This is a genomic window from uncultured Roseobacter sp., from assembly GCF_947495025.1.
In the GTDB taxonomy this organism is placed as follows: Bacteria; Pseudomonadota; Alphaproteobacteria; order Rhodobacterales; family Rhodobacteraceae; genus Roseobacter.
On the sequence record NZ_CANLXG010000005.1, the window covers coordinates 68,466 to 94,704 of the forward strand.

Sequence of the window (26,239 nt, forward strand, 5' to 3'; positions counted from 1 at the left end):
CCGGGCACGGGGTCTCAACACCCCGGTTCCCTTCCTGTTGGCTACAGGAACCTGGGGTCGCAGCGGCTTTGTCCGGTGCGGCCCCTTTTTTCAGAGCGGCGGGAGAATGGCCCCGGCAAAGGCCACCCGCAGCTGACCAAAGGAGACGTGCGCATGACTAACCCTGATACGCCAACACTGGACCGGGTTGCAGGACCCGCCGACCTGCGAAACATGACCGGCAGAGAACTGCGTGACGTGGCGGATGAGCTGCGCTCCGAAGTGGTTGCAGCCGTCAGCCGGACCGGCGGGCATCTTGGCTCATCACTGGGTGTCGTGGAACTGACTGTGGCGATCCATGCGGTGTTCGACACACCGCGCGACAAGCTGATCTGGGACGTGGGTCACCAGTGTTATCCGCATAAAATCCTGACCGGCCGGCGCGACCGGATGCACACCCTGCGCCAGGGCGGGGGCATCAGTGGCTTCACCAAACGCAGCGAATCCGACTACGACCCCTTTGGCGCGGCCCATTCCAGCACATCTATTTCCGCCGCTCTGGGCTTTACCGTCGGGCGGGACATGGGCCAGCCTACAGGTGACGCGGTCGCCGTCATCGGCGACGGGTCGATCAGCGCCGGCATGGCCTATGAAGCGCTGAACAATGCGGGCGCCGAGGGCCGGCGGATGTTCGTGATCCTGAATGACAACGAGATGAGCATTGCGCCGCCTGTGGGAGCGATGTCGTCCTATCTGTCCAGCCTGTCTGATCTTGGCAGGGCAGGGCCGTTCGGTGGGCTGGTGGCCATGGCCGAGGGCATGGAACAGCTGGCGCCGCGGCCGGTCCGCGAGGGTGCCCGCCGGGCGCGCGAACTGGTCACCGGACTGGAAAGCCGTGGCACCTTCTTTGAAGAACTGGGATTTGATTATGTCGGCCCCATCGACGGGCATGATATGGGCCAGCTGCTCAGCGTACTGCGGGCTGCCAAAGCGCGCGCGACCGGGCCGGTTCTGATCCACTGCTGCACGGTCAAAGGAAAGGGCTATGCCCCTGCCGAAGGCTCGGCAGACAAATACCACGGGGTCAGCAAATTCGACGTCGGCACCGGCGTCCAGGCCAAGGCGCGGGCCAATGCGCCATCCTATACGGCCGTCTTCGGCGACGCGCTGACCGAAGAGGCAGCGCGCGACCCGTCAGTTGTTGCGATCACTGCGGCCATGCCGGGTGGTACGGGCGTTGACCGCATGGCCAGACGTTTTCCGGCGCGCGTTTTCGATGTGGGCATCGCCGAGCAGCACGGGGTGACCTTTGCTGCCGGGATGGCGGCGGCGGGCCTCAAGCCTTTCTGTGCGATCTATTCGACATTCCTGCAACGCGGCTACGATCAGGTGGTTCATGACGTGGCGCTTCAGGGTCTGCCGGTTCGGTTTGCCATTGACCGGGCGGGCCTTGTCGGTGCGGATGGCGCGACCCATGCCGGGGCCTTTGACATCGGGTATCTGGGTGCGTTGCCGGGCATGGTTGTGATGGCGGCGGCGGATGAGGCCGAGCTGAAACACATGGTGGCAACGGCGGTTGCCTATGATGACGGGCCGATTGCGTTCCGGTATCCGCGCGGCAATGGCACGGGGGCAGAACTCCCTGAGCGCGGCCAGGTTCTGGAGATCGGCAAGGGGCGGATGATCCGCGAAGGTATGGGCGATGTGGCCCTCCTGTCACTTGGGACCCATCTGGCGGAGTGCGAGGCTGCGGCCACCGAACTGCAGGCCAGTGGCATCAGCGCGTCCGTCGCGGATGCGCGGTTCGCCAAACCGCTGGATATGGAACTGATTGCACGCCTCGCACGGTCGCATGATGCCCTGATCACCGTCGAACAGGGCGGTTTGGGTGGTTTCGGGGCAATGGTGCTGCAGGCGATGGCGGATCAGAGCCTGCTGGATCATGGCTGCCGCGTGCGGACGATGTGCCTGCCGGACCGTTTCATTGATCAGGCGTCGCCTGACGAGATGTACCGGGATGCCGGTCTGGATGCGCGCGGGATCACCGAAACGGTGCTGCGTACACTGGGGCGCGATGCCAAAGTTGTCGATCTGAACAGCCAGCGCGGCTAGGCGTTTTTGTCCCGCCAGCACGGCAGCAGATCGCCGGTTGCTGGCGTCGCCTCAAACACGGCGCGGGCAATTGCGCGTGACAGGCACAGGGAGGCCGCATGGCCGATCATGGCCAGATCCTGCGTTGGTTGCCGGAGTGGTTGTGCACCGGTGGAAACGGCAAACACCAGATCGCCATCTGATGGCGTATGTGCCGGCACAACGGCACGGCCAATCCCGTCATGCGCGGCAATCGCGACCCGTTCGCAGTCTGCCTTGTTCAGCGAGGCATCGGTGGCGACGATCGCAATCGTCGTATTGGCATGTTCGCGGAACGCGGCAAGTGACAGACCGGGCAGATCACGACCCAGGCCGCTGGCACTGTCCGTACCCAGCCCGCCGAATTCCTGACCAATCTCAAAGGGTGCTGCATAGAAGAACCGGTCGCCCGGCGTTGTAACGGCCCCCATCGGGTTGGCCGCGACGAGCGCGCCGACTGTGATCCCGTTGTCGAGCACCAGAGAGGCCGAGCCCAGTCCGCCTTTGAGCGTGGCGGAGGTGGCACCGGTTCCGGCACCTGTTGTTCCCACGTCGAAATCAGCGCCGCAGGCGTCAAAAGCTTTGCGGCCGAGGTCCGGATAGGGGTTGGTTTGCCATTCCTTACTGCCGCCATTCAGCAGATCAAACAGGATCGCACCAGGCACAATTGGCACGCGGGCCGGGCCCACACTGAAACCCCGGCCTGCCGCGCGCAGCCCGCTGACCACGCCCTGGCAGGCATCCAGCCCAAAGGCGGAGCCCCCCGATAGAACCAGCGCGTCTATGTCTGCCACGGATTTGTCCGGTGCCAGCAGATCCGTTTCCCGCGTGCCCGGCGCGCCGCCCATCACATGAACAGAGGCACAGAAGGGCGCATCAGCGGTCAGAACGGTGACGCCTGATTTCAGGGCATCGTCCTGTGCGTTTCCGACGCAGAGGCCGGAGACATCGGTGATCAGATTGCGTGCACCCGGTTGCATCCGCGCGCCCTCAGATACGGGGTTTGGCGGCGGCTGTCGCCGGATCGCCGGTGTTCGGCTCGCCCCTGGGTTCGATCAGCAGCACCTTGCATTCGGCATCCGCACGGGGCCGGTGAGTGACACCCTTTGGCACGATAAACAGCTCTCCGGCGCGGACGGGATGCGCGCTGTCCTCCAGATCCATCACCATCTCCCCCTCAAGCACGAGAAAGAAATCGTCCGTGTTTTCATGCAGATGAAAGGGGAACTCGCCCTGAAACCGCACAACCATGACCTCGTTGTCATTGTAGTCGGCGATTACATGCGGATCCCAGTGGCTGGTAAACTGCCCCAGTTTTTCCTGCAGGTTGATGGTCTTCATATACAGCGTCCTCCGTCGACTTCGAGCGCTGTTCCGGTGATCATCGTGGCCTCGTCCGAGCACAGAAAGCACGCAGCATTGCCCATGTCCTGCGGTGTCGAAAAACGCCCGATGGGTATCGTTGACAGAAACTTTGCGCGCATTTCGGGTGTGTCCTCGCCCATAAATGACCTGAGCAAAGGTGTCTCGCCAGCCACCGGGCAGAGCGCGTTCACCCGTACCCCGTCAGGGGCCAGTTCCACGGCCATGGTTTTCGTCGCGGTGATCATCCAGCCCTTGGAAGCGTTGTACCAGTTCAGGCGTGGACGTGGCGACAGGCCGGCGGTTGAGGCGATGTTCAGAACAGCTCCGGCACCACGCGATTTCATGTGGGGTATCAGCGCGCGCGCTGTCAGGTAGACCGATTTCATGTTCACAGCGGTCACCCGGTCGAAATCTTCCTCGGTAATGTCCTCAAGCGGCCCGGGCAGGTGCGTGACACCGGCATTATTGACCAGAATGTCCACATGCTCCCAGGCGCCGATGGCCTGGTCTGCCATCGTGCTGACCGACGCACCATCGGCGACATCGACCTCGCAGGCCAGCGCGTGATCACCCATCTGGTCGGCCAGGCCGGCTGCGGCTCCGCCGTTGATGTCGGCGATCATGACACGCGCACCCTCTGAGGTGAATTTCCGTACAATCCCGGCGCCGAAACCCGACGCGCCGCCTGTCACGATTGCCGTTTTACCTGTCAGTCTCATGGCCGACCTCCTCTGTGTCGATCCGGAACGACAGCACGATCCGGTCGTGGCCGTCGCTGTCCGGGGTTGCCGGCGCCAGTCTGTGCAGGTCAAAACCCTCTCGTGCCCAGAACATCTTGGCGCGGATGTTCGTATCCAGTACCGCCAGCTTCACGGCCTGCCGCCCCGCAGCAGCGGCCCGTGCTTTTATCAGGTCCAGCGCCTGTTTTCCGATCCCACGTCCGCGGTACGCCGGATCGAGCAGCACAAGTCCAAGCCACCAGTCCTCAGGAAACTCGTACCCATCGGCGATACAGATCACACCGGCAATCGCGCTGTCCTGCATGACAGCAAAATGCATCAGACATTCCGGGCCAAGATCCGGTGGGGTCGCTTCAAAAAACTGCTGTACATAGGTGCGGTCCGGCGCGTGCCCTACCTCCAGAAGCACATAATCGCGTGCGCGCTCCGCAAGATCCAGTACATCCTCAAAGTCATTTTCGGCGCTGATGGTCTTCAGGGTAATCTCAGACACGCAATTCACTTTCTGCTGGGGGCAGGTTCAGTACCGGGGCCGCAGCGAGCAGTTCTTTTGTACAGGAATGCGAAGGGTTTCTGAATACGGTTTCTGTGGGCCCCTGTTCGACTATTTCGCCTGCCTGCATGACCAGAACGCGGTCAGCCACCGTGCGGACAACGCTGAGGTCATGCGAGATAAAAAGCCAGGTCAGCTCATAAGTCCGGCACAGGTCCGCCAGCAGATCCAGAATTCGGGCGCGCACTGATACATCAAGCGCCGAGACGGCCTCATCAAAGATGATCAGATCGGGTCGCAGGATCAGGGCGCGCGCGATGGCGATGCGCTGGCGCTGGCCGCCGGAAAACTCGTGGATATAGCGCTCTGCGTCCCCGGGCTGCAGCCCGACATCTGTCAGTGCAGCAGCGGTCGCCTCACGCCTGCGGGCCGCACTCATCTGGGTTTCCTGCAGAAAACAGGGTTCGGTAATCAGCCGGCCTACCGTGTGACGTGGGTTGAAACTGCCAAAGGGATCCTGAAACACAACCTGCAGTCGCCGCCGGATCGCGCGGTCCGGCCGGCCATCATGCAAAACCGGGGTGCCGTCCAGTGTTATGGTGCCGCTGTCCACCCGGTCGAGACCGAGGATTGCGCGGGTGAGTGTCGATTTCCCGCAGCCGCTTTCGCCAACGAGACCAACCCGTTCGCCCCGTCGAATGTCGAGGCTGACGTTCCTCACTGCACGTGTAGGGGCCGCCCGCGCAAACAGGCCCTGCCGCGCACCGGCATAGCTGCGGGACACCTCGCTGATGCGCAGCAGAGGGGGCCCGGGGGGCACGTCGGGCAGGCTGACGCGGTGGGCCGACGCAGCAAAAAGCATCCGGGTATAGGGGTGTTTTCGTTCAGCCAGCAGCTGCGGCGTCGGGGCAGTTTCCACAATCTGGCCGTCCTTCATCACTGCAATGCGGTCTGCTATCTGAGACACAACTGCGAGGTCATGTGTGATCATGATCAGCCCGGTATCGTATTCACGGGCCAGCCCTTTCAGGAGGTCCAGAATCTGCGCCTGTGTTGTGACGTCCAGTGCTGTTGTCGGTTCGTCCGCAATCAGCAGTTTCGGACGCAGGGCAATCGCCATGGCAATGACTACGCGCTGGCGCTGGCCGCCCGAGAGCTCGTGCGGATATCGTGTCAGCGGGAATTTTTCCGCGGGCAGGCCCACACGGTCCAGCAGGTGGGCGGCGCGGCGGGCTGCTTCGGCAGGACCTGTGCCTTCATGCAGGCGGATGCTTTCCGCGACCTGTGCGCCGATTGTCTGCACCGGGTTCAGCGCTGTCATCGGTTCCTGAAATACCATGCCGATGTCGCGCCCGCGCAGTCTGCACAATGCGGCCTCGTCCATGCCTGTCAGCTTTTCACCGCTGAGTGTGATCTCACCGGATATCCCGGCGCCCTGCGGCAGAAGCTGCATCACTGCGAGCGCTGTCATGGATTTGCCAGAACCGCTTTCTCCGGTCAGCGCGAGGATTTCACCGGGTGCGACCTGCAGGGAAATCCGGTCGAGCACCAGGGTGTCACCGATACGAACCGTCAGGTCACGGATCTGCAGAAGGCTCATGTGCGCAGCCTCCGCAGCCTTGGGTCGAGCTGGTCGCGCAGCCCGTCGCCGGCAAGATTCAGCCCCAGGACGATCAGGATGATGGCGACGCCGGGGACGATCGCCAGATGCGGGGCCAGCGTCACCAGTGTCTGTGCATCGGCGAGCATACGGCCCAGTGACGGGGTGGGGGGCTGGACACCAAGACCCACAAACGACAGCGCGGCCTCGACCTGGATCCCCAGAGCGAACTGAATTGTGCCCTGAACGATGAGCATGTTCGAAACATTCGGCAGAATGTGCTCGACCGAGATGCGCGCTGTGCCTTTGCCCGCGACCTGGGCGGCAAGAATGAATTCCCGCTCCCATAGGGGCAGTGCGGCCCCGCGCGTCACCCGCGCAAAGACGGGGATGTTGAAAATCCCGAATGCGATGATGGCATTCACGGCAGAAGGACCGAAAACAGCTGTGATCAGGATCGCCATGACCAGAAGCGGAAAGGCAAAGACGATGTCATTGCCACGCATGATAAATTCGTCCAGCCAGCTGCCACGTCTGGCGGCGGCTGCAAGGCCAAGCGGCACGCCAAGGATAAGCCCGATCGCAAGTGCCAGAAGCGCAACCGCGACCGAGGTACGCGCACCGACCATCACCATGCTGAGGATATCCCGGCCCAGATGGTCAGTCCCCAGCAGATGTACCCCCCCCGGAGGCTTCAGCTTGTCGGGGATGTTCAGAGCGGTGTGATCAAAAGGGGTCCAGACCAGGGATAAAACAGCCAGCAGGATGAAAAAGCCTGACAGGCAAAGCCCGGATACCAGCTGACGGTTCATGTGCGCGACCTCAGACGCGGATCTACAGCAGCATAGGCCAGATCGACGATAAAGTTGATCATGATCACCGCAAAAACCACCAGCATCACAACGCTTTCGACAACGATCAGGTCACGCGCTGATATGGACTGAAAAATCAGGCGACCCAGCCCGGGCAGATAGAAAACCTGTTCGATAATGATGGTGCCAGCGAACAGAAATGAGAACTGCAGACCAATGATGGTCAGCACCGGAATAAAGGCATTGCGCAGACCATGGCGCCAGATGGTCTGGCGGCGGCTGAGACCCTTGGCGCGGGCGGTACGCATGAAATCCTCGCCCATGACCTCCAGCAGAGACGACCGCATCACCCGCGTCAGGATCGCGGCCTGGGGCAGGGCGAGAGCAATGGCTGGCAGTGTCAGCGCGTGAACCGCGGCACCCAGCCCCTTGTCCCAGCCGGGAAACCCGCCTGCGGGAAACCACCGCCACTGGATGGCAAAGACCAGCACCAGCATCATGGCAAACCAGAAATTCGGGACGGCAACGCCAAGCTGGGTTGCGCCCATCACCCCGGTGTCCGCCACCCGCCCGTGTCGGCCGGCGGCGAAAACACCGGCGGGAATGGCGATCACGATTGCCAGTGCCAGCGCATAGAGCGCCAGCGGCAGTGACACGCCGATACGGTCTGCAACCATCTGCGAGACGGGTGTGCGGTAGGTGTAGGAAGTGCCGAAATCGCCGGTCAGCATGCCACCAGTCCATGCAAGGTACCGCTGGACTTTGGGGACATCGAGGCCCAGTTCACTGCGCAGTGCGGCCAGGGTTTCGGGCTGGGCGTTCAGGCCGAGCATGAAGGATGCGGGATCACCCGGTGCTATCTCGATGACCGTAAAAATAATCAGCGACGCGACTGCGAGGCTGAGGACCAGCGATCCGGTGCGTTTGATGAAATAGCGCAGCATTGCCGACAGGTTAGGCTGCAGCCTCTGCCTGGTCCAGAGGGGTTGTTGCCGCCGCTACTGGCGTTATCTCTCGGGCATGGACAGTCCCCGCTTTATCGGCGCAGAAATATTCCGCCACTCCAGTTACGGCCGCTGGCATCCGCTGAGGGTGCCGCGGGTTTCAACGGTTATGGATCTGTCCCGGGCGCTTGGATGGCTGCCACGGGAACAGTTCATCACGGCACCGCGCGCCCGTCAGAAGGCGCTGGAGGTCTGGCATACGCCTGAGTACCTGCAGGCGCTGCAACGCGTGGAAGCGACCCAGCAGGCCACCCCCGAGGATACCCGCCGACATGACATCGGCTCGGTTACCAACCCGGTTTACCCGGAGATTTTCCGCAGGCCTGCGACCGCCGCCGGAGGGTCATTGCTGGCCGGTGAATTGCTGAGGAACGGGGGCATCATTTACAATCCGCCGGGTGGCACGCACCACGGGATGCCGGACCGTGCCAATGGCTTCTGTTATCTCAATGATCCTGTGCTGGCGATGATCAGTCTGCGGCGCAACGGAGCGCAGCGGATTGCTTATGTGGATATCGACGCACATCACTGTGATGGCGTCGCCGCGGGCTTTCACGGAGATCCCGACTGTCTGATGATATCGGTGCACGAAGAGCGCCTCTGGCCGCGGACGGGCCCGCTCGAAGATGATGCCGGCGGATCGGCGCTCAACCTGCCGGTACCGCGGGGGCTGAATGACAGCGAGATGGCTTTCATCCGCTACGAACTGATCCTGCCCGGGGTCGCTGCCTTCAGGCCGGATGCGGTTGTTCTGCTCTGTGGTGCCGACGGCGTCGAAGAGGACCCTCTTGCGCATCTTTCACTCAGTAACAATGCACACTGGGAGGTGGTCGCGGCGCTGATGGGCATGGCACCGCGCTTTCTGGTACTGGGCGGCGGGGGCTATAACCCCTGGTCTGTCGGTCGGCTGTGGTCGGGTGTCTGGGCGACACTGAACGGGCACGAGGTGCCTGACCGCCTGCCGCGGGAGGCCGAAGAGGTATTGCGCGGGTTGTCCTTTGAAGGCAACCGGCGGGGCAAAAACCCACCCGAGCACTGGTTTACCACCCTGCGCGATTCACCCCGGGAAGGGCCGGTACGACAGGAGATACGGGACCGGGTCGCTGTTCTGCGACAGCGTCTGCATTGACGCGGAGCCGATCCGTGTCAATGCTGGCCGGATGACCACAGAACTTTCTGAACAGCAGTGCCGCACAAGATATGAAGCGCGTCTGCACGATGAGCTGCGCGCGATTTCCCAGGCGGGCGACCAGACCGGTGCGGACCGCCGCCCGGTGATGCTCGACCAGCAAAGCGTGGGTCGGCTTTCCCGTATGGACGCCCTGCAGGGTCAGGCGATGGCTCTGGCGATGCAGGGGCGTCGGGATAACCGCGCCCGCGCCATTACCACAGCGCTGGAGCGTCTGGCCAGCGGCGCGTTCGGGTGGTGTGATGAATGTGGTGAGTTTATCGGCGTGAAACGGCTGGATCTGGCCCCAACCGTTCTGTGTTGTGTCGGGTGTGCCCGTTAGACCGGCATGTTGTCGAACATGTCGTCCTGGGCTTCTTCCATCAGCGTGTGGTTAATGCGCCGCATGTGGGCCGGTACCGCGCGACCGCGCGATGTCATGGTCGCAACCACGCGCGCCACCTGCGGCTGCAGACGCAGACGTTCTGTTGCATCAGCCTTCTCAACCTGTTTCTGGAGTCTGATCATGCGCACTTCGAGATCGTCCATTCCTTCCTCCTCCGGGAAAAGAGTATTGCCATGTACCGACAATACACCCTGAGGTAGAAGGAGTCACCCGAAGTCGGGCGATTCCGCCTGTTTTTCAGTCAACACAGTCAACCTGCGCGATTATTGAGCAGGAGCGTCCCATGTTATCGCTATCCTGTGCAGAACATTAACATTTCCATACGCCTGCGTCTGTCATTCTGACCAGCTTACGGCTGTCAGATCGGTCGCCTGAGTCGGTGCATTGGCCCACAGACCCTGCAGTTCGGCCCGGGCAACAGAGGTGTTTGCCAGCTGGAAAAGATAACCGTTTACGTAGTCATCAGCGATCATCTTCTGGGCGTCCTGCATCATCCGGGTCCGCGTGTCGGGATCGGTTGTGCTGTTCAGATCGGCAATCAGTGTCTGAAAGCCGGGGTTATCATACTGAAAGTAATAGTCAGGGTTTGCATAGATACCGATGTCCATCGGTTCGGTGTGGCTGACGATTGTCAGGCCGAAATTCTTGCCCCGGAAGACGGATTCAAGCCACTGGGCCCATTCCACGTTGTTGATTTCAGCCGTAATACCAACCTGGGCCAGCTGTGCAGCAATGATCTCTCCACCCCGTCGCGCATAGGACGGCGGCGGCAGATACAGGGTCGTCTCAAAACCGTCAGCAAAGCCCGCTTCGGCCAACAGCGCCTTTGCCTTTTCAGGGTCGTACGCTGATTGTTCCGTCAGGTCGACATAAGCGGGATTGTGCGGGGCAAAATGTGTGCCGATCGGTGTGCCATAGCCAAACATTGCACCATCAATGATTGCCTGACGGTCGATTGCATGGGCCACGGCCTGCCGCACCAGAGGGTTATCAAGGGGCGGCATCTTGTTGTTGGTGCTCAGGATTGTCTCGCCTTCGGTCGAGCCGACAAGCACCTGAAAGCGCGGATCCGCCTCAAACTGGGGCAGATTTTCGGGTGCGGGAAAGGCAGAGAAATAGTCCACGTCCTCGGCCATGACAGCGGCAAAGGCAGCGGTCGGGTCCGAGATGAATTTGAATGTCGCGGCTTCAAGAACGGCGGGGGTACCCCAGTAGTCGTCATTGCGCACCAGCTCGATACGATCTGACTGTACCCACTCCACGAAACGGAATGCCCCGGTGCCGACAGGTTGTTGTTTAATGTTGTCGATGGACTCGGGCGCTACGATGACCGCATCACCCCAGGCAAGATTGAACAGCATATTCCCGTTGGGTTCCGACAGCGTCAGCCGGACGGTCAGGGGATCGACAACCTCGACAGATGAGATCGCCGCATAAAGGGCCTTTTGGGCATTGGCGCTGTCTTCGGCCAGAATCCGGTCCAGCGAGAATTTGACATCGTCGGCGTCCATGGTGCTGCCATCGTGGAAGGTGACACCCTCCTGCAGTGCAAATGTATATGTCAGACCGTCGTCAGAAATTTCCCAGGATTTCGCGAGGCCCGGTACAACCGAGCCATCTGCCATAAAGCGGGTGAGGCCCTCAAATACGTTGGAATACAGGACGGAATCGATCGCGCCGGCAGCAGCAGAAGTCGGATCGAGATGCGGGGGTTCCAGCTGCAGGGCGACGGTGATGTCGGTCTGTGCCTGGGCGCTGAAAGCTGCGGTCGCTAGAGCAAGGCTGATAAGGCCGCGTTGAAACATCTGCATGTGGGTCCCCCATTTGCTGTGACAGCTTTCAGTGTTCCAACAAACATCACGTCAATCAAGGGCAGGTTTGTGTGGTCAGGCGTGGATTCCCGGCGCATCCGTGGTATCCCCCGCGCGGAACGGGACGGACGGAGACCGGATGATGAGTGCAACTGCCCGCAAAAAGGCGCCGATGCCAACAGATATCAGAGCCCGCAAGGGCGGCACGCCACTGGTCAGCCTGACTGCCTATACGACGCCCATGGCACAGATGATGGACGCCCACTGTGACTTTGTTCTGGTGGGCGACAGCGTGGGTATGGTGCTGCACGGCCTGCCTTCGACGCTGGAGGTCACAATGGACATGATGATCATGCACGGCCGTGCCGTCGCGCGGGGTCTGAGTGCTGCGATGATGGTCATCGACATGCCGTTCGGCAGCTATGAGGAAAGCCCGGAACAGGCCTTTGCAAGTGCTGCGCGTCTGATGCGCGAAACCGGCGCGGGCGCTGTAAAACTTGAGGGCGGCCGGCATATGGCGCCGACGATCGAATTCCTGGTGCACCGGGGCATTCCGGTCATGGCCCATATCGGGCTGACACCACAGTCGATCAACACGCTGGGCGGCTACACAGTGCAGGGTCGCGGGCCGCAGGCCGAAGCCATCATGGCGGACGCCCGGGCGATCGCCGCAGCCGGTGCCTTTGCCGTGGTCCTCGAGAAGGTCACGCAAACGCTTGCCGACAGGGTCACCTCAGAGGTGGACATCCCGACCATAGGCATCGGCGCTTCGGTCGGTTGCGACGGACAGATCCTGGTCGTTGATGACATGCTGGGGCTTTTCACTGCGTTCAAAGCGAAATTCGTCAGACGCTATGCGCACCTGGGCGAGGCGGGCGAGGCTGCCATTGCCGCTTATGCTGATGACGTCCGGATGCGCCGTTTCCCCGGACCTGAACATGTTTTTGCAGACGAAGCGCCGGCAAAAGGGTCAGCCCGGTGACAACGCCGGTCCTGCGAACCCTGACCGCGCTGCGCGCTGCGACCCGCAGCTGGCACATGAGCGGTGAGACGATCGGTGTCGTTCCGACAATGGGCGCTTTGCATGATGGTCATCTGAGCCTCGTGGCAGCAGCAAAGGCTGCCTGCGACCGCGTGATCGTGACTATTTTTGTGAACCCGAAACAGTTCAATCAGTCGTCTGATCTCGATAATTATCCACGCACTGAGGCGGAAGATGCGCGCAAGCTTGAACGTTTTGCTGTCGATGCGCTTTATGTGCCGGAAGTGGATCAGATTTACCCTGAAGGCTTTGCGACAAATGTGTCTGTTGGTGGTATGACGGATGTTCTGTGTGGCGCGCACCGTCCCGGTCATTTCGACGGTGTCGCCACTGTGGTCGCCAAACTTTTCACGCAGACCGCTGCGGACAAAGCCTTTTTCGGTGAAAAGGATTTCCAGCAACTGATGGTCGTCCGGCGGATGGCGCGGGACCTGGATATTCCCGTCGACGTGATCGGGTGTCCGACAATCCGCGAGGAAGACGGTCTGGCAATGTCGTCCCGCAACCTGCTGCTGAGCGACAGGGCGCGGACAAAAGCGCCCCGTCTTGCCATGGAAATGGAAGCGGTCGTCCGGGAGCTTGGGCAGGGTGCCGCGTTTCAGGCGCTGCAGAGCCGGGCCATCGCAGGACTGGAGGCAGCCGGGTTTACCGGCGTCGATTATTTTGAGCTCCGCTCATGCGCGGATCTGCGGTTGCTCGAAAGGCCCGCCGAGCCCGCCCGGCTTTTCGCGGCGGCCTGGCTGGCAGGTGTGCGGCTGATCGACAATATCGACGTCCCGGTGTTCAGCGGCTGACTTTTCTTTGAAAGGTTACGATGCCCGGCTATAGTTACGGCACATTTTTCAGAGGTTTTGCTATGTTTCGCTGGATTTTCGCAGTTTTTGTTCTTTTCGGTACGGTTGCGCTCGCAGATTCCGACAACCGGATTCCCTTTCATAAATCCGTCGATATGAAGGTCGGCGAGTCCATGATTGTGCACGGTTACAGAGGCGAATGCGGCAAGCGCCCGGCTAATGTCGACAAGAACCGCACCCGCGACACCAAACTTGGCGTGCTCAGCAACGGCAGGTGGGGGGTTACAAAAAGCCGGACCTGCGGCGGCTGGACGCCCGCGGTGGAAATCGTGTTCACCGCCCGCAAAAAGGGTCGTGAGACCATCAAGGTCGCCGGCGAGAGTATCAGTGTAAGAGTGCGCTGAAAAACCTGCTTTATCCGGTCAGCAGGGTTTCCAGTGTCCGGCCCATGACGCAGGCGCTGTCGATCATATCGTCTATTCCAACCCATTCATCGGGTTTGTGCGCCAGCTCAAGGATACCGGGTCCGTAAGCGATGCAGTTCCTGAGCCGTCCGATACGGTCAATGTGCTTCTGATCGTATGTACCGGGTGAGGCCACATATTCCGGTGGCCTGCCCATGACATCCTCAATGGCCTGCGCGACGGTCTGCACAACAGGTGCATCCCGGTCTGTCATGCTTGGCAGCACGGCATTCAGCTCTGTCAGCTCATAGTCGAACTTTGCGCGCGTGGCCTTCAGGCCTTCGAGCAGGGCAGTGACCTCTTCGCGTACCTGATCCAGCGTTTCCTCTACCAGAAAGCGGCGATCGATAACGATCCGGCAGCTGTCCGGGACACAATGCGCCGGCAGGCCGGTAAAATCCGGGTCCTGCTCGGGCTGGCCGCCGTGCACCGAGTTGATGTTCATCGTCGACTGGCGCGCGCCTTCGGGCACGACCGGCATATCGGTATGCCGGCTGGCCATTGCCGGAAAGAGCTTGTTCTCAAACTCGGACAGAACCGCACCCATATGCCGGACAGCGCAATCGCCGAGAAAGGGCATGGAACCATGCGCAATCTCACCCTTTGTCTCGATTTCGGCCCACCAGCCGCCGCGGTGACCAAGACAGATCCGGTCCTTGTTCAGCGGTTCAGGGATCAGCACGTGCTGGACGCGTGCGGGATCAAAATACCCCTGTTCCGCCAGCCAGGCGACGCCGCCATAACCGCCGGATTCCTCATCTGCCGTACCCGAGATCTCGATGTGCCCGCTGAAATCAGGATGCACCTCAATGAACGCCTCTGCTGCGATGATGGAGGCCGCCAGTCCCCCCTTCATATCGCAGGCGCCCCGCCCGTAAATCCGGCCCTGCGATACCTCGCCGCCAAACGGATCAAAGGTCCAGCCCCGGCCGACCTCTACAACGTCGGTGTGGCTGTTGAAATGCACGCAGTCCCCCGGACGCCTGCCCGACCTGCGCGCAACGATGTTCCAGCGGGGGTACCTGTCGCTGTCGCCCGGCGTGCCGGTTGCGCGCAGCAGTTCAGTCTCAAAGCCGCTCTTCTTCAGGCGCGCGTCGAGAAATTCGCAGATCAGGCGATAATCCCGGCCCGGCGGGTTGAGCGTGGGAATGCGGATCAGGCGCTGTGTCAGATCAATGAGATCATCGCGGCGGGCGGCGATGGCGCTGGCAAGAGGTGTGGTCATTCCCGCAGTTTTGGAGGACCGGTGCGGAAAGGCAAGGGCGGGCAGGTCAGGAAGCCCGCTGCAGACGATCATCTTCCTGAAAGAGTGTGCATCTTTCCGGTGATCTGTCGGGCAGTGCACAGGAATATGCGGTCTTTGAAACCTGCAGGGGATGAGCCGGCAAAAGGCCTGTATGCAGGTGTTCAGTCCACGGGCGACAGCGCCTGAGCGCGTGTTGTTTCAGCCAGTTCCGGAACTCTTTTTGACCCTGGCACGTTGGTGCCTGACAGCGTCGCGACCTGCGCGACGCAAAAGGAGTGACTGATGACGACCGCAATGACCGAACGGGACGAAGAAAAAGCAGATGAAAATACGGTGCAGGAGGCGAGCCCGATTGCGCCGAAACTTATCTGGGAGATCATCCGGCGTGATGGCGAGGAAGAGATGGCGCGGCCCTGGCGGTCGCTTGTCTGGTCGGGAATTGCCGCAGGTGTTCTGATCAGTCTCTCTGTACTGGGCGAGGCGATATTCCGCACGTATCTGCCCGATGCACCGTCGTCTTATCTGATTGAAAATATGGGTTATTCTCTCGGATTCATGGCGGTGATTCTCGGCCGCATGCAGCTTTTCACCGAAAACACGATTACAACGGTTCTGCCGGTTATGGTGTCCCGCAGCTGGGGCAGTTTCGCGTCCATGATGCGCCTCTGGGCCATTGTGCTGGCCGCCAACGTCATTGGTGCCTTCGCGGTGGCATCACTGTTCGTTTTCACACCGGCTCTTCCGGCCGACATTATGGTATCGGTCGTTGACCTGTCGCATCATGCCACCGGTATGGGCGCGTCAACAGGCTTCTGGCGCGCCATTCCGGCGGGCCTGATCGTGGCGCTGCTGGTCTGGATGCTGCCACAGGCGGATGGTCAGGGGTTTCTGCTCATTCTTGCGTTTACCTGGCTGATCGCAGCGGGAGACTTTACGCACATCGTCGCCGGGTCGGTTGAGATGGCGGTTCTGATGCTGATGGGCGAGTTGCCAGCTGTCCAGGCGCTGACCGGCTTTTTCCTGCCGGTGCTTGCAGGCAATATCATCGGCGGCACAGCGATTTTCAGCCTTATGGCGTGGGGTCAGGTCCGCGACGAACTTCCCGACAGTTAAGAGCCGCGCATCAGGTGACGGCCCGGATAACCGCGGTGCTCGACAGGATGCAGACCGGAGAAACGGAGAAACAGGATGGAATGTGCAGGTATTGGCAGCTTTGTTCTTCTCGGCCCTGATGTTTGGGCTATCATGTCTGTCATCGGATCAACCACCACGACGGGGAGCATCGTAATCTGGACCCTTCTGGTTCTTCTTTTGCCGATTGCAGGCTTCCTTGTCCGGTTCTTTTGCGGGCCGCGCGCTGCGGCCGCCTGTATCTGATATGATTGCGCCGCTGATCTATCCCCTCGCAACTTACCGCACAGCAGCTGTGGCGGCATTTCGCCAGATCGGCAGGAACAACCTCGGCCTCATCGCGGCCGGGGTCGCGTTTTTTTCGATGCTCTCGCTCTTTCCTGCTCTTGCGGCGCTGATTGCTGTGCTGAGCCTTATTGCGGATCCGGCGGTTGTTATTGTTCAGCTCGAACGGTTCAGCGGCCTGATGCCTGCGGATGTCTATCAGATCCTGAACACGCAGATTGTCGGACTCGTGAGTGCCAGTTCTGACACCCTGGGGTGGGCAGGCGGCGTGTCGCTGTTTCTTGCGCTCTGGTCTGCGCGCGCGGGTGTCGGTGCCGTGATGCAGGGGCTCAACGCCGTTTACGGTATGCAGGGCAGAGCGACGTGGCGGCATTACCTGCGGGCGCTCTTTCTTACGGTGAGCCTGGTTCTGGTGGGTGTTACGGCGCTTCTGATGGTGGTTGTCGTGCCCGTTGTCCTTGCCTTTCTTCCACTGGGTACGGTTGCGGGTATCGCGCTGGAGGTGCTGCGCTGGACGATTGCGATAACGGTGATATTTGCCGGTATCGGGCTTTTGTACCGGTTCGGCCCGAACCGGTCCGGTATTCCGATAGGCTGGGTCACTCCGGGCGCAGTGTTCTCGGTCATGTCGTGGGCCGCGGTCTCTGTCGCTTTTTCCTTCTATGTCTCGCATTTTGGAAACTACAACGAGGTCTATGGCTCGATTGGTGCGGTTGTTGCGATGCTGGTCTGGCTCTGGATCAGCACGTTTCTGGTGCTGTTGGGTGCTGCGCTCAACGCAGAGCTGGAACTGCGCCGTAACCTGCCCGGATCAGAGGCGGTTCCGGCCGATGTGACAGAATAGCGCGCGTTTTCTTTGAATTATGCGGAACCCTGGCGGCCCCGACCGGGTTGGTCCGGTGAAGCAGAAAGAAGGAGAACGATATGACAAGCGCACTGAACGTTGTGCCCGGCACAAGCGAAATAAGCACTGGTGTCCGTGACACCGAGGCGATGGCGCAGGGCCTGGAGAATATGCTTGCCGACACGTACCGGCTCGTTTTCAAAACGCATGCTGTGCACTGGAATGTCGAAGGTCCGATGTTTTTTGCGGTGCACAATCTGACCGAAGAGCAATACGAAGACATGTTCAAGGCAGCCGACGAGATCGCGGAACGCATCCGCTCGCTGGGTCAGCTGGCGCCGGCGTCTATGAATTCTATCGTGTCGAATTCGGTCATTCAGGACAACGAAGAGGAACAGTCAGCCGGAGATATGTGCCAGGATCTGGCAGCAGATCATGAACGGGTGGCACACCGTCTGCATGCGCTTATCCGCATCGCCGGTGAACATGGTGACCCGGTCACGGAAGATCTCGCGGTTGCAAGGGCGACCTTCCACGAGAAAGCCGCGTGGATGCTGCGATCTGTATCCAAAAGCTGATCTGATGGCTGACTGGCCTCGCCTGCGGGCGGGGCCTTTCTATGTCCGTCCGCAGTTCCCGCGGGGCTGCAATGAATAGATTATCCGGTGATCCCGCATAAGTGTACGTTTCGAGACACAGGCGACGCTGCCCGGTTCGAGCAGTGTTCCGGCATCGGCTGTACGCAGCCGGTGGTTCTGTCCGTCGATGCGAATAGTTATGAAACGATTGTGCGCGTTTTCGCCCGGAACCTGCGCTGCCCCGATGACCGGAGCGCTCTGATATTCCACTTTGTGGGCGGGAACCGAAGAGACAGCAGGCAGTACCGTTGCGACCGTCGCAAGCGCGGTTACGGACAGGATACGCCGGAAAAACCTTCTGATACGTGCTGCTGCCATGGTAATAACCCTCTGCACCACCACCCTGGCGGGCAGCCCTGAAGAAATGGTTAATCACCAGAAACAGGCTTAATTGTGGATAAATGATGGTGCGGCCCGGACCGGACCGGACCGCACAGATATCCTGCAAGGTCTCAGGAGTGCAGCGTTTCCGTGCTCGAGAAGAACATGGCCTGACTGACCGCCGAGACGACCTGATCTTCGGTATATGGTTTTGAGATCAGAAAAGCAGGTTCGTGTTTGTCACCTGTCAGCAGACGTTCCGGGAAGGCTGTGATGAAAATCACCGGCCGCTCGCCCAGACTGCCGATCAGATCGTTGACCGCGTCTATGCCCGACGAGTTATCTGCCAGCTGGATGTCGGCAAGGATCAGATCGGGTGTTTCCTGAGCGCCCAGGGATTTTGCCTCGTCGCGTGTGCGTGCGACGCCGGTGACCCGGTGACCCATGTCAGAAACGATGCTTTCAAGATCCATCGCGATGATGGCTTCATCCTCGATGATCATTACGGATCCGGACACCACGTCCGCCATTTCGCGCCGGGCGATACTGACCAGTTCCTCGGCTTCGGACTGTGTTACGTCGATGATCTGCGCGATCTCGCCAAAGCCAAACCCCTCGATGGTATGCAGCAGGAGCGCCTCGCGGCTGTCCTCCGTCAGCCGTGCGAGGTGTTTCTGCGCACGTGCTTTCAGGCCGTTTTCACCGGTTTCTACCGGCGCACCTGCCGAGGCCCAGATCCGGTAGAGAACACGGAACACGCCTGTCTTAACATCAAGCCCGCTCAGGACAGACCGATCTGCGAGAATGGCTTCGAGCGCTGCCGCCGCAAAGCGGTCCCCGCTGCTCTGGCTTCCGGTCATTGCGCGCGCAAAGCGTCGCAGGTAGGGTAAAATCTGCCCCAGTTGGTCGCTGATATCAGAGGGTACAGCAGCATCCGTCATGCCAGGAGATCCTTTTTTCAATATTTCCTGGAACCAAACGCCTGGTTGCGTGTTTTGTTCCAGACAAAATGCACTCTCGCGATTCACATTCGAGGAAAGTCACCCGTATATGACCCGGACAGGCCCCAGCCGTAAACGCGAAAGCGTCATCGATGAAAATCTAAGGCGTGTATATGACGAGGCACTCGAAGAAGGTGTGCCAGACCGGTTTACCGATCTGCTCAAAGCGCTCAAGGAACAGGATCAGGCAAAAGGCACTCAGAAATGAGCAGCCCAGACCCCCGGGACGAGCTGGTAGAACATCTGCCGGCCATGCGCGCCTTTGCGATCAGCCTGACACGCAATGGTGCGACGGCCGACGATATGGTTCAGGACACTGTCGTCAAAGCGTGGACAAACATCGACAAGTTTGAGCAGGGCACCAACATGCGCGCCTGGCTGTTCACAATTCTGCGCAACACTTATTACTCCTCCCGGCGCAAGGCACGGCGCGAGGTGGCGGATGTGGACGGTGTGCACACGGATGCGCTTGCAGAAAAACCGGCGCATGACGGGCGCCTGCAGATGACAGATTTCCGGGATGCTTTTGCGCAGCTCAGCGATGAACAGCGCGAGGCGCTGCTGCTGGTGGGAGCGTCCGGGTTTTCCTATGAGGACGCCGCAGAAATGTGCGGTGTAGCGGTAGGGACCATCAAAAGCCGGACCAACCGGGCAAGACAGAGGCTGGCAGAACTGATGCACCTGGATGACGATGACAGGCTTGAGCTGACGGATGAGGCAACGCTGTCGGTGCTCTCCGCGTCAAAGGCCGCTTCTTTCTGACGATGACCGGTGGTTTCCTGAGCGAGAATTTCTTCCGCGGGCTCGCATTCCGAATATTGCTGTTCCTGACCCTGGCACTGCTGCCGTTCGGCCTCATTGCTATTGTGCAGACGCAGGAAATCGCACGGCAGGCCGAGCGCAGTGCAGAGCTGTCTCTTCTGGGCCTTACAGAGCAATCGTCCGGTCCGGAACGCACAACCATTCAGCAGGCCTTTGGCACTGCCGAAGCTCTCGCGTCAGTGATCCGGGTTGCCATTGACGATCCGGATACCTGCAACCGGTTCTTACAGCGATATCAGCAGGTCGCGCCCCAGTTCTCACTGGTAGGGCTGCTGGCAGCTGATGGGGTGATGATGTGTTCTTCTTCAGGCGCGGGATACGATTTCAGAGGTGACCCGGTCTTTGAGGCGCTGCCGGATGCGCCTGCGCGAACAATCACCCGGCATGAGACGGGTCCGCTTTCCGGTGAGCCGGTCATTGTGCTGCTGGAGCCGTTTTATACCAACGACCGGTTCGTCGGGTATATAACGCTGTCCGTTCCGCGGTCGCGGATTGCGCGTGCGGTTGGCCCCCCCGTGCCGCTTTCGCCGTTTGATCTGGTGATTTTCAATGCTTCCGGCGAGGTGTTTCTGTCGGATCAGGGCGCGAAGTCATCGGCCCTGAACCTGCCGCGCAACCGGAGCCTCGCGGCCCTGGTGGGCGAGAAACCGACTGTTTTCTCGGATGTGAACCAGAACGGTACAAAAAGTGTCTATGCGGTTGTACCAATCATTCCCGGCGTCGCATATTCCATGAGTATCTGGCAACGCGACGATGTGTTGCAAAGCGCCAATCAGACCGGACGCCTCAGCCTGTTTCTGCCGGTGCTGATGTGGCTTTCAAGCCTGGTGGTTGCGTTCTGGTCGCTTAACCGGCTGGCCGTGCGCCATATCAGCAAGCTGGGGCGTCAGATGCGGCTGTTCGCATTCAACCGGGCCCTGCCACGCAAAACGATGGGCGACAACGTTCCGCTGGAACTTCAGGAAATACAGAGCACGTTTGTCACGATGGCTGAGTCAATTATCCGCGACGAGGCCGCGCTCGAGGACAACATCCGCGACAAGAATATTCTGCTGAAAGAAGTTCACCACCGGGTAAAAAACAATCTTCAGCTCATTTCATCGATCATGAACCTGCAGATACGCCGCGCTCAGTCCGAAGATGCACGCAACGTACTACGGCGTCTGCAGGACCGCATTCTCAGCCTCGCAACGGTGCACAAGAACCTTTATCAGAGCGACGCGCTTGACAGAGCCGATGCCGGTCAGCTGTTGCGCGAGATTGTGAGCCAGTTGCTGGTGGTTGGTCTGCCTGCCGGATCAGGGGTCGAGGTGACCCAGGAATTTGACACCGTTCACATGGATGCAGATGACGCGGCACCTCTGACGCTGCTGGTGTCCGAGGCTGTGACCAACGCGCTCAAGTACATCGGATCACCCGAGGCCGGCGAACGCGCACGCCTGGCGGTCTCGCTGAAGCACACGGACAGTGACACGGCTCTGTTCCGTATTGCCAACAGTACGTCGGGCGCACACGGTTCCGAAGGCACGGGCCTCGGGTCACAGCTGATCAACGCGTTTGCGCGACAGCTCAACGGGCATGTCGAGGTTTCCTTCGAGGACAACACGCACGTTCTGGAGCTGAGTTTTCCGGTCCGACACCGGGAACTGGTTGTACGGGATTATTAACCTTGCTGCGGTAAGCCTTGTACAGCGCGGAACTCTCGCGCTGCCTTTGCGTTGGGTATGTGAACGCAACAGTAAAAGGAGACCGTGATATGGCCGAAGTTCCGTTTCTTTACGGGCTCGCTTTTCTGACGGTGGTCGCACTTTTTGTTTTTCTGACGACCCGCCGGCGTAATTCCGAGCAGAGCGACGACGACTGAGCCATTCTCAGAAACTTGGCGGTGTGCAGGCGCTTATGATCTCGCAGACTTCTTTGCCATTGTTCCGGAACCGGTGGGGCAGGCGGCTGTTGAACTGATAGCCGTCGCCCGGGCCCAGCGTGCTGACCTCGCCGTCCACTGTGATCTCAATGGTTCCGCGGATCACCACACCGGCCTCCTCTGCCTCATGGCTGAGAAGTTCCGGCCCGGTATCCGCGCCGGGCTCATAGCGCTCGTGCAGCACCTGAAGCGCGGTGTCCTGCGTGTGACCCAACATTCTTAAAGACAAAAGCCGGGGGCCCGCCTCGTCTGTGTCGCCCGGTGCCAGCTCGGTAAACTCATCAGCCCGATAAAAATACTTGCTCTGACCATTATCCTCAATCGTCGCGAAAAATTCCGCCATCGAGATGGGAATCGCATCCAGCAGACTTTTCAGAGAGGCGACTGACGGACTGGTGCGGTTCTTTTCAATGAGAGAAATAGTGCCGTTTGTCAGTCCCGCCCGGGCAGCCAGCTCTCGCTGGGACAGACCGCGCTGTTTGCGGATAGCCCTGAGTCGATGCCCGATGTCCATCGATAAAACCCTCTGTTTACAGCGCCCAGGCACTGACCGTGCGGCAATGAATATCTGCCGGGCGCAGGCTTGTCACACCAATTCTGCAGGACCGGCAGGCCAGAGCCCGCGCAGCCGGTCAGTTGACGATTGACAACTAAATTAAACGGAGTATCGATATTTTAAACACCCAGAAACCAAAGGATGCGCCAATGGCCACGACTGCAAAGACCCCCGCTAAAAAGCCGCGCAAGTCCCGCGCCGCGAAAAAACCCCGGATCGAGGTTGTTGCAACTTCACCCGAGAGCCCGACAAATGCCGATCTGCTCGCACGTCGTGAAGCTGCTGTGCCGCGCGGCGTTGCCTCTGCCGCCCCGATATTTGCCGACCGGGCCGAAAATACAGAGCTGTGGGACGTTGAGGGTAATCGTTATATCGACTTTGCCGGTGGTATCGCTGTTCTGAATACCGGACACCGCCATCCGGCTGTGGTTGCTGCGGCAAAAGCCCAGGAGGACCGGTTTACCCATACTTCGTTCCAGGTGGTCCCATACGAAACCTATGTGGCGCTGGCCGAAAAGCTGAATGCCCTGGCGCCCGGCGGGCACGCGAAAAAGTCGCTCCTGGTTACGACCGGTGCAGAGGCTGTCGAAAATGCCGTTAAAATCGCGCGGGCCGCAACAGGGCGCCCCGGGGTCATCGCATTCACCGGCGGATATCACGGGCGCACGCTTCTGACGCTCGGCATGACCGGCAAAATCAGCCCGTACAAAAAGGATGTTGGTCCGTTCCCGGCCGATGTATTCCGCGCGCCATTCCCATCGGCACGTGACGGGATTACGGTTGAAGATGCCATAACGGGCCTGAAAAATCTGTTCCTGACAGATGCACAACCCGATCGCGTTGCGGCAATCATCATCGAACCTGTTCTTGGCGAAGGCGGGTACACACCCGTACCGTTTGAAATGCTGCGCGCGTTGCGGGCGATCTGTGATGAACATGGTATTCTGCTGATTGCAGATGAAATTCAGGCGGGTTTCGGCCGCACTGGAACGATGTTCGCGATCGAGCATTCGGGCGTCGTGCCGGATCTGATCACTGTGGCAAAATCGATGGCCGGTGGCTATCCGATTGCAGGCGTCATCGGCCGGGCAGACATTATGGATGCAATGGATCCGGGTGGTCTGGGCGGCACCTATGGCGGCAACCCTGTGGCCTGCGCCGCGGCACTTGCGGCTATTGAGGCTCTGGAAACCGAAGGGCTGCTGGCCCGTTCGCTGGAGCTCGGCGCTCATTTCCGAACGCGTTTTGCCGAAATCGGTGCGCGTACGGCGCCCTACCGCATGTGGGATATCCGCGGTCTGGGGGCCATGCTGGCTGTTGAGTTTGTCACTGACTTTGACACGGCGCAGCCGGACCCGGGTCTGGTAAAATCTGTCTGTGCGCATGCGCTGAAACGCGGGTTGATCCTGCTGTCGTGTGGCATGCACGGAAATGCGCTGCGCATTATGGTTCCGCTGACAGCTTCGGACGAGATCATCGAGGAAGGTCTTGCGATCTTTGAGGCGGCTCTGGCCGATGCGGTTGCAGAAACCGCAGGCTGATCCGGTCGCCACTACCGAAACAGAGGGGCGCCGGTCAGGCGCCCCTTTTTTTATCAGCAGGGCGGCGGCGCGAAACTGGCCGGATCGGCGCGGCGCCAGCGCTTTCGGTAGTCTGCCAGCACGGGGTCGTCACCTTTGTCGGTGAGCAGAAATCCCTCTGGCAGATACGGATAAGCCTCATTGCCCTCGGCCATCTCCTTGTCGCCCAGACGGACCATGAGGTGTTGGGGCATGAATTCGCCAGGGTGCCTGAGCCCCGCTGCGCCGGTCATTTCACCCAGCGCCTTGAGCGTGTTTGCATGAAACCGTGCCACGCGTTCGGATTTTGATCCGACATCAAGCGCCCGCGACCGCATCGGATCCTGGGTCGCAACGCCAACGGGGCAGTGGTTGGTATGGCAGGCCTGTGCCTGGATACAGCCAATAGCAAACATGAAACCCCTTGCCGAGTTGCACCAGTCTGCCCCCAGCGCCAGGCACCGGGCGATGTCAAAAGATGAAACCACTTTGCCCGCTGCGCCGATTTTTACCTGATCGCGCAGGCCCGCACCACGCAGTGTGTTGTGTACAAAGGTCAGGCCTTCGACGAGGGGCATTCCGATGTGATTGGAAAACTCCACCGGCGCCGCACCTGTCCCGCCTTCGGTGCCATCGACGACAATAAAGTCCGGTACAATTCCCGTCTCGAGCATCGCCTTGACCATACACATAAATTCGCGCCGGTGCCCGATACACAGTTTGAATCCCACCGGTTTTCCGTCTGAAAGGTCGCGCATCCGGCCGATAAACTGCATCATCTCCACCGGCGTGGAAAACGCGGAATGCGCCGCAGGTGAAACGCAGTCCTCACCCATAGGTATGCCGCGCGCTTCGGCAATCTCAGGCGTGATTTTTGATGCCGGCAGCATGCCACCGTGACCGGGTTTCGCGCCCTGGCTGAGCTTGAGTTCGATCATCCTGATCTGTTTCTGGGTGGCCGTGGCACGGAACTTGTCCGGATCAAAGGTGCCGTCTGCGGCACGTGCGCCAAAATACCCGGACGCCACCTGATAAATCAGATCGCCGCCGCCTTCTCTGTGATACCGGCTGACGGACCCTTCGCCAGTGTCATGTGCGAACCCACCCAGCTTCGCGCCGGTGTTCAGCGCGTGGATCGCATTGCCGGACAGGGACCCGAAACTCATAGCCGAGATATTCAGGACAGATGCGCTGTAGGGCTGTTTGCAGTCCCTGCCGCCGATCTGCACGCGAAAATCCGTGTTCTCGATTTCCACAGGGGCGACAGAATGGGTGACCCAGGCATAGCCGGCGTCATAGACCCGCATGCGCGTGCCGAAAGGTCTTTTGTCCTCCTGACCTTTTGCGCGCTGATAGACGAGACTGCGGGCGTCGCGGCTGAAAGGCTCTTCGTCCTGGTCGCTTTCGATCAGATACTGGCGGATTTCCGGGCGTATCCCCTCAAAAAGAAACCGCATATGTCCCAGCACCGGATAGTTGCGCAGGATGGAGTGCCCGGTCTGGCGGACGTCGTGGACACCCAGAACCGACAGCCACACGAAAAAGGCCAGAGGGATCAGCATCCACCAGGTCCAGGCAAGTGCCAGAACGAGACAGATTACGCTCAGGGCGACAACCCCGGCGAATGGTGCAAATCGGGTCATGGAACCTGGGTCTGTCATGGGTACTCCGGCTTTTGAAATCCTGAAGCCCCGGGCGCGGCTGCCGCGATGCAGGACCCGGGTATTGCAGAAATATTAAACGTACGGGGATGATCCGGCATATGGTGACGACGCGCAAGAAAACTCTGTCGTGGACACAACTTCCTCGGGACTTGCACTGTCATGAGAACCTGCTTACCCTCTGCATAACGGCCTGAAACGGAGCGATGCAACGCGTTTTCCGACCGGGCGGCAGGCGGAATCGCAGTCGATACCGCAGGTCTGTTGTCACGGAGTACAGAAAGGCGTCGTCGCTGGTGTTTAATTTACTAACCACTCTGCTCCCGACTCAGGCCACCGGCAGAGGTGCGCTGTGACCATTATCCGCACATATCGGGAAAATAACGCGGAATATCCGGCGTCGGATGCGGATCGCGTGTTTTCTCCTGGCCTGGATGGGCGTA

The 26,239-nt window shown here is 60.2% G+C and carries 29 protein-coding genes; 15 read left to right on the forward strand and 14 right to left on the reverse strand.

All coding sequences use genetic code 11. From position 1 onward, the window contains the following. Positions 1-153 precede the first annotated feature (153 nt). Positions 154-2,091, forward strand: a complete 1,938-nt coding sequence (gene dxs / locus Q0792_RS18905; RefSeq protein WP_298844644.1) for a 1-deoxy-D-xylulose-5-phosphate synthase — start codon at positions 154-156, stop codon at positions 2,089-2,091. Here dxs and Q0792_RS18910 read toward each other — a convergent pair. Genes Q0792_RS18910 through Q0792_RS18940 form a run of 7 tightly spaced genes read right to left on the reverse strand, consistent with a single transcriptional unit; the run spans position 2,088 to position 8,063 of the window. After that, positions 2,088-3,089 (reverse strand): P1 family peptidase, encoded by a 1,002-nt coding sequence (locus Q0792_RS18910; protein WP_298844647.1) that lies wholly within the window; start codon positions 3,087-3,089, stop codon positions 2,088-2,090. The two genes, dxs and Q0792_RS18910, sit on opposite strands and share 4 nt — an antisense overlap. Positions 3,090-3,099: 10 nt before the next feature. Continuing rightward, positions 3,100-3,450: a cupin domain-containing protein gene (locus tag Q0792_RS18915; RefSeq protein WP_298844650.1), complete on the reverse strand. Its 351-nt coding sequence runs from the start codon at positions 3,448-3,450 to the stop codon at positions 3,100-3,102. Beyond that, positions 3,447-4,193 carry an SDR family oxidoreductase gene (locus Q0792_RS18920; protein ID WP_298844653.1) on the reverse strand — a complete coding sequence of 249 codons (747 nt, stop codon included), beginning with the start codon at positions 4,191-4,193 and terminating at the stop codon, positions 3,447-3,449. The genes Q0792_RS18915 and Q0792_RS18920 overlap by 4 nt, the downstream gene beginning before the upstream one ends. After that, positions 4,177-4,707 carry a GNAT family N-acetyltransferase gene (locus tag Q0792_RS18925; protein WP_298844655.1) on the reverse strand — a complete coding sequence of 177 codons (531 nt, stop codon included), beginning with the start codon at positions 4,705-4,707 and terminating at the stop codon, positions 4,177-4,179. Before Q0792_RS18925 ends, Q0792_RS18920 begins: the two co-directional genes overlap by 17 nt. Beyond that, positions 4,700-6,307, reverse strand: a complete 1,608-nt coding sequence (locus Q0792_RS18930) for an ABC transporter ATP-binding protein (RefSeq protein WP_298844658.1) — start codon at positions 6,305-6,307, stop codon at positions 4,700-4,702. The genes Q0792_RS18925 and Q0792_RS18930 overlap by 8 nt, the downstream gene beginning before the upstream one ends. Next, positions 6,304-7,119 carry an ABC transporter permease gene (locus Q0792_RS18935; protein WP_298844662.1) on the reverse strand — a complete coding sequence of 272 codons (816 nt, stop codon included), beginning with the start codon at positions 7,117-7,119 and terminating at the stop codon, positions 6,304-6,306. The genes Q0792_RS18930 and Q0792_RS18935 overlap by 4 nt, the downstream gene beginning before the upstream one ends. Continuing rightward, the gene (locus tag Q0792_RS18940; protein WP_298844667.1) at positions 7,116-8,063 is read right to left on the reverse strand and encodes an ABC transporter permease; all 948 of its coding nucleotides are present in this window, start codon (positions 8,061-8,063) and stop codon (positions 7,116-7,118) included. Before Q0792_RS18940 ends, Q0792_RS18935 begins: the two co-directional genes overlap by 4 nt. Positions 8,064-8,139: 76 nt before the next feature. Between Q0792_RS18940 and Q0792_RS18945 the strand changes: the two genes are divergently transcribed. Together Q0792_RS18945 and Q0792_RS18950 are read left to right on the forward strand one after the other, a co-directional pair. Continuing rightward, complete coding sequence (locus Q0792_RS18945; RefSeq protein ID WP_298844669.1) at positions 8,140-9,252, forward strand: acetoin utilization protein AcuC; 1,113 nt, start codon at positions 8,140-8,142, stop codon at positions 9,250-9,252. Between the two features lie 31 nt (positions 9,253-9,283). Next, a complete protein-coding gene (locus Q0792_RS18950; protein ID WP_298844672.1) occupies positions 9,284-9,634 on the forward strand; it encodes a TraR/DksA C4-type zinc finger protein in 351 nt (116 codons plus the stop codon). Here Q0792_RS18950 and Q0792_RS18955 read toward each other — a convergent pair. Together Q0792_RS18955 and Q0792_RS18960 are read right to left on the reverse strand one after the other, a co-directional pair. Next, on the reverse strand, positions 9,631-9,840 hold the full coding sequence (locus tag Q0792_RS18955) for a hypothetical protein (RefSeq protein WP_298844675.1): 210 nt from the start codon (positions 9,838-9,840) through the stop codon (positions 9,631-9,633). The genes Q0792_RS18950 and Q0792_RS18955 overlap by 4 nt on opposite strands. 192 nt (positions 9,841-10,032) lie before the next feature. Beyond that, positions 10,033-11,502: an ABC transporter substrate-binding protein gene (locus Q0792_RS18960; protein WP_298844791.1), complete on the reverse strand. Its 1,470-nt coding sequence runs from the start codon at positions 11,500-11,502 to the stop codon at positions 10,033-10,035. A gap of 148 nt (positions 11,503-11,650) precedes the next feature. Between Q0792_RS18960 and panB the strand changes: the two genes are divergently transcribed. The 3 genes from panB (at position 11,651) to Q0792_RS18975 (ending at position 13,748) form a co-directional block, all read left to right on the forward strand. After that, a complete protein-coding gene (gene panB / locus Q0792_RS18965) occupies positions 11,651-12,490 on the forward strand; it encodes a 3-methyl-2-oxobutanoate hydroxymethyltransferase (RefSeq protein ID WP_298844677.1) in 840 nt (279 codons plus the stop codon). Then, positions 12,487-13,344 (forward strand): pantoate--beta-alanine ligase, encoded by an 858-nt coding sequence (panC, locus tag Q0792_RS18970; RefSeq protein ID WP_298844679.1) that lies wholly within the window; start codon positions 12,487-12,489, stop codon positions 13,342-13,344. Before panB ends, panC begins: the two co-directional genes overlap by 4 nt. A 62-nt stretch (positions 13,345-13,406) precedes the next feature. Next, entirely contained in the window at positions 13,407-13,748 is a 342-nt protein-coding gene (locus Q0792_RS18975; RefSeq protein WP_298844682.1) for a hypothetical protein, read from the forward strand. 10 nt (positions 13,749-13,758) lie between these two features. Here the strand turns inward: Q0792_RS18975 and Q0792_RS18980 are convergent, their stop codons facing one another. Continuing rightward, entirely contained in the window at positions 13,759-15,033 is a 1,275-nt protein-coding gene (locus Q0792_RS18980; protein ID WP_298844685.1) for an acetylornithine deacetylase/succinyl-diaminopimelate desuccinylase family protein, read from the reverse strand. Between the two features lie 303 nt (positions 15,034-15,336). On the opposite strand from Q0792_RS18980, the gene Q0792_RS18985 reads away from it, so the two are divergent. From Q0792_RS18985 to Q0792_RS19000, 4 genes are all read left to right on the forward strand, one after another. Continuing rightward, positions 15,337-16,167, forward strand: a complete 831-nt coding sequence (locus Q0792_RS18985; protein ID WP_298844688.1) for a formate/nitrite transporter family protein — start codon at positions 15,337-15,339, stop codon at positions 16,165-16,167. Positions 16,168-16,299: 132 nt separating this feature from the next. Further along, positions 16,300-16,431, forward strand: a complete 132-nt coding sequence (locus Q0792_RS18990) for a hypothetical protein (RefSeq protein WP_367276793.1) — start codon at positions 16,300-16,302, stop codon at positions 16,429-16,431. Next, positions 16,385-17,314 (forward strand): YihY/virulence factor BrkB family protein, encoded by a 930-nt coding sequence (locus Q0792_RS18995; RefSeq protein WP_298844693.1) that lies wholly within the window; start codon positions 16,385-16,387, stop codon positions 17,312-17,314. The genes Q0792_RS18990 and Q0792_RS18995 overlap by 47 nt, the downstream gene beginning before the upstream one ends. 80 nt (positions 17,315-17,394) lie before the next feature. Then, positions 17,395-17,892, forward strand: coding sequence for a DNA starvation/stationary phase protection protein (locus tag Q0792_RS19000; RefSeq protein ID WP_298844696.1), 498 nt, complete (start codon positions 17,395-17,397; stop codon positions 17,890-17,892). A 39-nt stretch (positions 17,893-17,931) separates the two neighbouring features. Here Q0792_RS19000 and Q0792_RS19005 read toward each other — a convergent pair whose 3' ends face one another. Both Q0792_RS19005 and Q0792_RS19010 read right to left on the reverse strand, forming a co-directional pair. After that, complete coding sequence (locus tag Q0792_RS19005; RefSeq protein WP_298844698.1) at positions 17,932-18,270, reverse strand: hypothetical protein; 339 nt, start codon at positions 18,268-18,270, stop codon at positions 17,932-17,934. Positions 18,271-18,404: 134 nt separating this feature from the next. Beyond that, entirely contained in the window at positions 18,405-19,214 is an 810-nt protein-coding gene (locus Q0792_RS19010; RefSeq protein WP_298844700.1) for a response regulator, read from the reverse strand. Between the two features lie 109 nt (positions 19,215-19,323). Between Q0792_RS19010 and Q0792_RS19015 the strand changes: the two genes are divergently transcribed. The 4 genes from Q0792_RS19015 to Q0792_RS19030 all read left to right on the forward strand — a co-directional run bounded on the left by Q0792_RS19015 (position 19,324) and on the right by Q0792_RS19030 (position 21,960). Next, the gene (locus Q0792_RS19015; RefSeq protein WP_298844702.1) at positions 19,324-19,482 is read left to right on the forward strand and encodes a NepR family anti-sigma factor; all 159 of its coding nucleotides are present in this window, start codon (positions 19,324-19,326) and stop codon (positions 19,480-19,482) included. Then, positions 19,479-20,036: an RNA polymerase sigma factor gene (locus Q0792_RS19020; protein WP_298844705.1), complete on the forward strand. Its 558-nt coding sequence runs from the start codon at positions 19,479-19,481 to the stop codon at positions 20,034-20,036. The genes Q0792_RS19015 and Q0792_RS19020 overlap by 4 nt, the downstream gene beginning before the upstream one ends. A 2-nt stretch (positions 20,037-20,038) precedes the next feature. Further along, positions 20,039-21,763, forward strand: a complete 1,725-nt coding sequence (locus Q0792_RS19025; RefSeq protein WP_298844708.1) for a sensor histidine kinase — start codon at positions 20,039-20,041, stop codon at positions 21,761-21,763. Between the two features lie 89 nt (positions 21,764-21,852). Continuing rightward, complete coding sequence (locus Q0792_RS19030; protein ID WP_298844711.1) at positions 21,853-21,960, forward strand: transmembrane domain-containing protein; 108 nt, start codon at positions 21,853-21,855, stop codon at positions 21,958-21,960. Positions 21,961-21,967: 7 nt separating this feature from the next. Here the strand turns inward: Q0792_RS19030 and Q0792_RS19035 are convergent, their stop codons facing one another. After that, positions 21,968-22,534: a cupin domain-containing protein gene (locus Q0792_RS19035; protein ID WP_298844714.1), complete on the reverse strand. Its 567-nt coding sequence runs from the start codon at positions 22,532-22,534 to the stop codon at positions 21,968-21,970. Between the two features lie 191 nt (positions 22,535-22,725). On the opposite strand from Q0792_RS19035, the gene gabT reads away from it, so the two are divergent. Next, positions 22,726-24,117 (forward strand): 4-aminobutyrate--2-oxoglutarate transaminase, encoded by a 1,392-nt coding sequence (gene gabT, locus Q0792_RS19040; RefSeq protein ID WP_298844716.1) that lies wholly within the window; start codon positions 22,726-22,728, stop codon positions 24,115-24,117. A 53-nt stretch (positions 24,118-24,170) separates the two neighbouring features. Here the strand turns inward: gabT and Q0792_RS19045 are convergent, their stop codons facing one another. Beyond that, positions 24,171-25,796: an FMN-binding glutamate synthase family protein gene (locus Q0792_RS19045; RefSeq protein WP_298844719.1), complete on the reverse strand. Its 1,626-nt coding sequence runs from the start codon at positions 25,794-25,796 to the stop codon at positions 24,171-24,173. Positions 25,797-26,239: the final 443 nt, after the last annotated feature.

Coding starts and splice junctions, on each gene's coding strand:
- dxs (WP_298844644.1), top strand. CDS start 154: ATGACTAACCCTGATACGCCAACACTGGACCGGGTTGCAGGACCCGCC.
- Q0792_RS18910 (WP_298844647.1), bottom strand. CDS start 3,089: ATGCAACCGGGTGCACGCAATCTGATCACCGATGTCTCCGGCCTCTGC.
- Q0792_RS18915 (WP_298844650.1), bottom strand. CDS start 3,450: ATGAAGACCATCAACCTGCAGGAAAAACTGGGGCAGTTTACCAGCCAC.
- Q0792_RS18920 (WP_298844653.1), bottom strand. CDS start 4,193: ATGAGACTGACAGGTAAAACGGCAATCGTGACAGGCGGCGCGTCGGGT.
- Q0792_RS18930 (WP_298844658.1), bottom strand. CDS start 6,307: ATGAGCCTTCTGCAGATCCGTGACCTGACGGTTCGTATCGGTGACACC.
- Q0792_RS18935 (WP_298844662.1), bottom strand. CDS start 7,119: ATGAACCGTCAGCTGGTATCCGGGCTTTGCCTGTCAGGCTTTTTCATC.
- Q0792_RS18940 (WP_298844667.1), bottom strand. CDS start 8,063: ATGCTGCGCTATTTCATCAAACGCACCGGATCGCTGGTCCTCAGCCTC.
- Q0792_RS18945 (WP_298844669.1), top strand. CDS start 8,140: ATGGACAGTCCCCGCTTTATCGGCGCAGAAATATTCCGCCACTCCAGT.
- Q0792_RS18950 (WP_298844672.1), top strand. CDS start 9,284: ATGACCACAGAACTTTCTGAACAGCAGTGCCGCACAAGATATGAAGCG.
- Q0792_RS18955 (WP_298844675.1), bottom strand. CDS start 9,840: ATGGACGATCTCGAAGTGCGCATGATCAGACTCCAGAAACAGGTTGAG.
- Q0792_RS18960 (WP_298844791.1), bottom strand. CDS start 11,502: ATGTTTCAACGCGGCCTTATCAGCCTTGCTCTAGCGACCGCAGCTTTC.
- panB (WP_298844677.1), top strand. CDS start 11,651: ATGAGTGCAACTGCCCGCAAAAAGGCGCCGATGCCAACAGATATCAGA.
- Q0792_RS18975 (WP_298844682.1), top strand. CDS start 13,407: ATGTTTCGCTGGATTTTCGCAGTTTTTGTTCTTTTCGGTACGGTTGCG.
- Q0792_RS18980 (WP_298844685.1), bottom strand. CDS start 15,033: ATGACCACACCTCTTGCCAGCGCCATCGCCGCCCGCCGCGATGATCTC.
- Q0792_RS18985 (WP_298844688.1), top strand. CDS start 15,337: ATGACGACCGCAATGACCGAACGGGACGAAGAAAAAGCAGATGAAAAT.
- Q0792_RS18990 (WP_367276793.1), top strand. CDS start 16,300: ATGTCTGTCATCGGATCAACCACCACGACGGGGAGCATCGTAATCTGG.
- Q0792_RS19000 (WP_298844696.1), top strand. CDS start 17,395: ATGACAAGCGCACTGAACGTTGTGCCCGGCACAAGCGAAATAAGCACT.
- Q0792_RS19005 (WP_298844698.1), bottom strand. CDS start 18,270: ATGGCAGCAGCACGTATCAGAAGGTTTTTCCGGCGTATCCTGTCCGTA.
- Q0792_RS19010 (WP_298844700.1), bottom strand. CDS start 19,214: ATGACGGATGCTGCTGTACCCTCTGATATCAGCGACCAACTGGGGCAG.
- Q0792_RS19015 (WP_298844702.1), top strand. CDS start 19,324: ATGACCCGGACAGGCCCCAGCCGTAAACGCGAAAGCGTCATCGATGAA.
- Q0792_RS19020 (WP_298844705.1), top strand. CDS start 19,479: ATGAGCAGCCCAGACCCCCGGGACGAGCTGGTAGAACATCTGCCGGCC.
- Q0792_RS19025 (WP_298844708.1), top strand. CDS start 20,039: ATGACCGGTGGTTTCCTGAGCGAGAATTTCTTCCGCGGGCTCGCATTC.
- Q0792_RS19030 (WP_298844711.1), top strand. CDS start 21,853: ATGGCCGAAGTTCCGTTTCTTTACGGGCTCGCTTTTCTGACGGTGGTC.
- Q0792_RS19035 (WP_298844714.1), bottom strand. CDS start 22,534: ATGGACATCGGGCATCGACTCAGGGCTATCCGCAAACAGCGCGGTCTG.
- gabT (WP_298844716.1), top strand. CDS start 22,726: ATGGCCACGACTGCAAAGACCCCCGCTAAAAAGCCGCGCAAGTCCCGC.
- Q0792_RS19045 (WP_298844719.1), bottom strand. CDS start 25,796: ATGACAGACCCAGGTTCCATGACCCGATTTGCACCATTCGCCGGGGTT.